At 63.4% G+C, this 4315-nt stretch carries 5 protein-coding genes; all 5 read left to right on the plus strand.

The annotated features are described in order from the left end of the window. Positions 1–669: heat-inducible transcriptional repressor HrcA (locus EN964_RS26415; protein WP_164776002.1), on the plus strand; the 669-nt coding region annotated here is incomplete at its 5' end. A 24-nt stretch (positions 670–693) separates the two neighbouring features. Further along, complete coding sequence (locus EN964_RS26420) at positions 694–891, plus strand: hypothetical protein (protein ID WP_023814156.1); 198 nt, start codon at positions 694–696, stop codon at positions 889–891. A 98-nt stretch (positions 892–989) separates the two neighbouring features. Next, positions 990–2339: a sorbosone dehydrogenase family protein gene (locus EN964_RS26425; protein ID WP_127267551.1), complete on the plus strand. Its 1350-nt coding sequence runs from the start codon at positions 990–992 to the stop codon at positions 2337–2339. Positions 2340–2613: 274 nt separating this feature from the next. Next, the gene (locus EN964_RS26430) at positions 2614–3231 is read left to right on the plus strand and encodes a LysE family translocator (RefSeq protein ID WP_127267552.1); all 618 of its coding nucleotides are present in this window, start codon (positions 2614–2616) and stop codon (positions 3229–3231) included. A 194-nt stretch (positions 3232–3425) separates the two neighbouring features. After that, positions 3426–4315 (plus strand): cysteine synthase A (gene cysK / locus EN964_RS26435; protein ID WP_127276921.1); only part of this gene is annotated, 890 nt, incomplete at its 3' end.

A 4315-nucleotide genomic window follows, 5' to 3' on the forward strand; every position in this document is an offset into this window, starting at 1 on the left:
GGCCTGGTGCTGGCCGCCAAGAACGAGGTGGCGCTGAAGCACATCGAATTCATCCAGCTCGAACCGACCAAGGCGCTGGCAGTGCTGGTGTCGCAGAATGGCGACGTCGAAAATCGCGTCGTCGAGCTGCCCGCCGGCATCACCGTCTCGCAACTGCACGAGGCCTCGAATTTCCTTAACGCCCATATACGCGGCCGCACGCTGGCCGAGGCGCGGATCGAGATCGCCCGCATCAAGGAAGAAACCAGGGCCGCGCTCGACACGCTGTCGCAGGACCTAGTCGAGAAGGGGCTGGCGGTGTGGGCCGGCGCCGATAGCGGCCTGCCGGCACGGCTCATCGTGCGCGGGCGCGCCAATCTGCTCGAAAACGTCACCGCCCAGGCCGACATCGAACTGCTGCGGCATCTGTTCGAGGACATGGAGACGCAGGACGGGCTTATCCAGCTGCTTGACCTCGCCGAGCAGGGCTCGGGCGTGCGCATCTTCATCGGCTCGGAAAACAAGCTGTTTTCGCTGTCGGGCTCGTCGCTGGTGGTGGCGCCTTATCGCGACAAGGATGCCCGCGTCGTCGGCGCGCTCGGCGTCATCGGCCCGACCCGGCTGAACTACGCGCGCATCGTCCCAATGGTCGACTATACGGCGCAGCTGATTTCACGCATGCTGCGCTGAGCTGATCCAACCGAGGAGACGATGATGGCGCTCGAAGAATTCAAGGCCCGGATCAGCCTCCTGCTGGAGGAGATGGTCAACCAGCCGGAAGACCAGCACGAGATCCAGGAGCAGTTGCGCGAAAAACTGCAGGAAATGCGCGCCATGGGCCTGCCGCTGCCGGCCGATCTCGTCGAGTTGGAAAAACGCCTCGACGACGATTTTTACGCCGCCGGGACCTGAACCGGGGAACCGGAAGCTTCCTCCACCTCATCATGTGCCGTGGAACGATCGACGAAACCGGTCGTTCCTGTTTTCACGCCCAAACATTGGAGGACCGAATGATGCGTTTTGCCGGCTCCGCACTTTCCGCCGCACTGTTTCTCTCGACCGCTTCATTCGCCCAGCAGGCGGACGAGCCGGTGCTGAAAGGCGCGGACGCCTTCGGTGACTGGCGAGCCGACAAGCCGGGCACACGCCGCCTGATCGAACCGGATGATCTGCCTAAGCCCTATGCCAACAGATCGACCTCTAACAGCGCCGGCGTTGCGGACATGCCGGCAGACGCGAAGCTGCAACTGCCGCCGGGATTCTCGGCCGAGCTGGTTGCATCCGGCATCGACAATCCACGCGTCGTGCGCGTCGCGCCGAACGGCGACCTGTTCGTCGCCGACAGCAAAGCCAACCAGGTCCGCATCTATCGCCTCGCCGAAGGCGGTGCGAGCCCTGTGCAGGACGGCATCTTTGCCGGCAGTCTCAAACGGCCCTATGGCATTGCCTTCTATCCGCCGGGCGCTGACCCGCAATGGGTCTATGTCGCCAATAGCGACAGCATCGTGCGCTTTGCCTACCGCAATGGCGACCTGAAGGCCTCCGGCGATCCGGAAACCATCGTCGGCAACATCCCGGCCAATCATCACTGGACCCGCGACATCGCCTTCTCGCCTGATGGCAAGACGCTTTATCTGTCGGTCGGCTCGGGATCGAATGTCGCCGAGCGCATGGGCAAGGAACCGAAGGGCGGCCTCGACGCCTGGGCGAAGTCGCAGCCGTTGGGTGCAGCCTGGGGTTCCGAAGACGGCCGCGCCGGCGTGCTGGCCTTCGATCCCGATGGCAAGAACGGCCGCATCTTTGCCACCGGCCTGCGCAACTGCTCGGGTATGACCGTGCAGCCGGCGACCGGCGCGCTGTGGTGCGTCGTCAACGAACGCGATGCGCTTGGCGACAATGTGCCGCCCGAATACGCGACCGTGGTCAAGGAGGGCGCCTTCTATGGCTGGCCCTGGTACTATATCGGCGACAATGAGGATCCGCGCCACAAGGGTGAGCGCCCCGATCTTGCCGGCAAAACGACCGTTCCCGATGTGCTGATGCAGGCGCATTCGGCTCCGCTCAACATCGCCTTCTACGAAGGGAAGAGCTTTCCGGCCGAATACAAGGGCGATGCTTTCGTCGCTCTGCACGGTTCATGGAACCGCGGCAACCGGACCGGCTATAAGGTGGTGCGATTGCTGTTCAAGGACGGCAAGCCGACCGGCGAATATGAGGATTTCATCACCGGCTTCGTCTCCAACGGCGAGGTCTGGGGCCGGCCGGTCGGTGTGGCGGTGACCATGGATGGCGCGCTGATCGTCACCGAGGACGGCAACGGTACCATCTGGCGTGTCACCCATGGCGACGGTCGCTCCTGATCTGCTTGGGTAGCGCAGGCCCCCTCACCCGGATTGCCAACCGAATTGCGAAGAGCAATTCGGGACAATCCGACCTCTCCCCGGCGGGTAGAGGAGGTAGGCGGGCCCGTGCTCGTCTCTTCTCCCCAGTGGGGAGAAGGTGGCCGCGAAGCGGCCGGATGAGGGGGCTTCGTGAGGCGAGGCCCCCGATATCTGGTGCAATAGAATCCGACCCCAGGGAATTCAATCTTAGCCGGTCCCATGCGACAAGGCATTCTGATCTGAGACGAATGCCATGACCCTTACCGGATTCCTCGCCTACAGCGCCGCCCTCGGCATCGCAGCCGCGATCCCTGGTCCCGGCATCACCGCGCTGGTCGCGCGTGCGCTCGGCTCCGGCTTCCGCTCGTCGCTGGCGATGTCCTTTGGCCTGATGGTGGGCGACATCACCTATCTGACCGCCGTGGTGCTTGGCCTCGCCTTCGTCGCACAGAGTTTCGGCATGGTTTTCCTGGCCATCAAATGGCTCGGCGTCGCCTATCTCGCCTTCCTCGGCTGGCGCTTCTGGAACAGCGGCATCACGCCCGAGACCGTCGAGGCCCGAACGGGCAGCGCGGGATTGCTGTCGAGCTTTGCCGCCGGCCTGACTGTCACGCTCGGCAATCCGAAGACGATGATCTTCTATCTCGCCATCACGCCGACCATCGTCGACCTGAAAACCATCACGCTGGCAGACTATGGTATCCTCGTCGCGCTGACCGTTGTCGTGCTGTTGGTGGTGCTGGTGCCGTATCTTGCGCTGGCTGCCAAGGCGCGCTGGTTCCTGAAATCTCCGCGCGCGCTCAAGGCGCTGAACCGCACGGCTGCCGGCTTCATGGTCGGTGCTGCTGCAGCGATTGCCGCCCGCCAATAGCGAGCTTTCGGCCAAAGCATTTCGCAAACAGGCCTTTGCGGGAAATGCTTTTCCGAGACGGCACTGTTTTAGACACAGGTCCCACTCGGATATTTTCAATCGACAGTCTATCTTGCACGGTCGAAGGTCCTATCTTGCCTGCAATTCCACTTGCCTGAAATCCTTACTCGCCTGAAGTTCTGGGAGCGAAACAAATGAAGAAGCCCGCCACATCAGCCCGCGTGCCCGGCCGCGGCCGCGTCTACGATTCCATCACCGACACGATCGGCGATACGCCCCTGGTGCGGCTCGACAAGTTCGCCCGGGAAAAGGGCATCGTCGCCAATCTCATCGCCAAGCTCGAATTCTTCAATCCGATCGCCTCGGTCAAGGACCGCATCGGCGTGGCGATGATCGAGGCGCTGGAGGCGTCGGGCAAGATCTCTCCCGGCAAGACCACGCTGATCGAACCGACGTCGGGCAACACCGGCATTGCGCTTGCCTTCGCCGCTGCCGCCAAGGGCTACAAGCTGATCCTGACGATGCCCGAAACGATGTCGATCGAGCGCCGGAAAATGCTGGCGCTGCTGGGCGCCGAGCTGGTGCTGACAGAAGGCCCGAAAGGTATGAAGGGCGCCATCGCCAAGGCCGACGAACTGGCAGCGACGATCCCCAACGCGATCATCCCGCAGCAGTTCGAGAACCCGGCCAATCCAGAAATCCATCGCACGACGACGGCCGAGGAAATCTGGAACGATACGCATGGCGAGGTCGACATCTTCGTCGCCGGCATCGGCACCGGCGGCACCATCACCGGCGTCGGCCAGGTGCTGAAGAAGCGCAAGCCCTCCGTGCATGTCGTCGCCGTCGAGCCGGACTCCTCGCCTGTTCTGTCGGGCGGCCAGCCCGGCCCGCACAAAATCCAGGGCATCGGCGCCGGCTTTGCGCCCAAAATCCTCGACACGACGATCTATGACGAGATCGTCAAAGTGTCGAACGAGGATTCCGTGGCCAATGCCCGCCTCGTCGCCCGCCTCGAAGGCGTGCCGGTCGGCATCTCTTCGGGCGCCGCCCTGCAGGCGGCCATCGTCGTCGGCTCGCGGCC

Source organism: Mesorhizobium sp. M7A.F.Ca.CA.001.10.2.1 (assembly GCF_003998575.1).
Taxonomy (GTDB): Bacteria; Pseudomonadota; Alphaproteobacteria; order Rhizobiales; family Rhizobiaceae; genus Mesorhizobium.

What these genes read in the sequence shown, in the direction of transcription:
- EN964_RS26425 (WP_127267551.1), top strand. Translation starts at nt 990, where the DNA reads ATGATGCGTTTTGCCGGCTCCGCACTTTCCGCCGCACTGTTTCTCTCG.
- EN964_RS26430 (WP_127267552.1), top strand. Translation starts at nt 2,614, where the DNA reads ATGACCCTTACCGGATTCCTCGCCTACAGCGCCGCCCTCGGCATCGCA.
- EN964_RS26420 (WP_023814156.1), top strand. Translation starts at nt 694, where the DNA reads ATGGCGCTCGAAGAATTCAAGGCCCGGATCAGCCTCCTGCTGGAGGAG.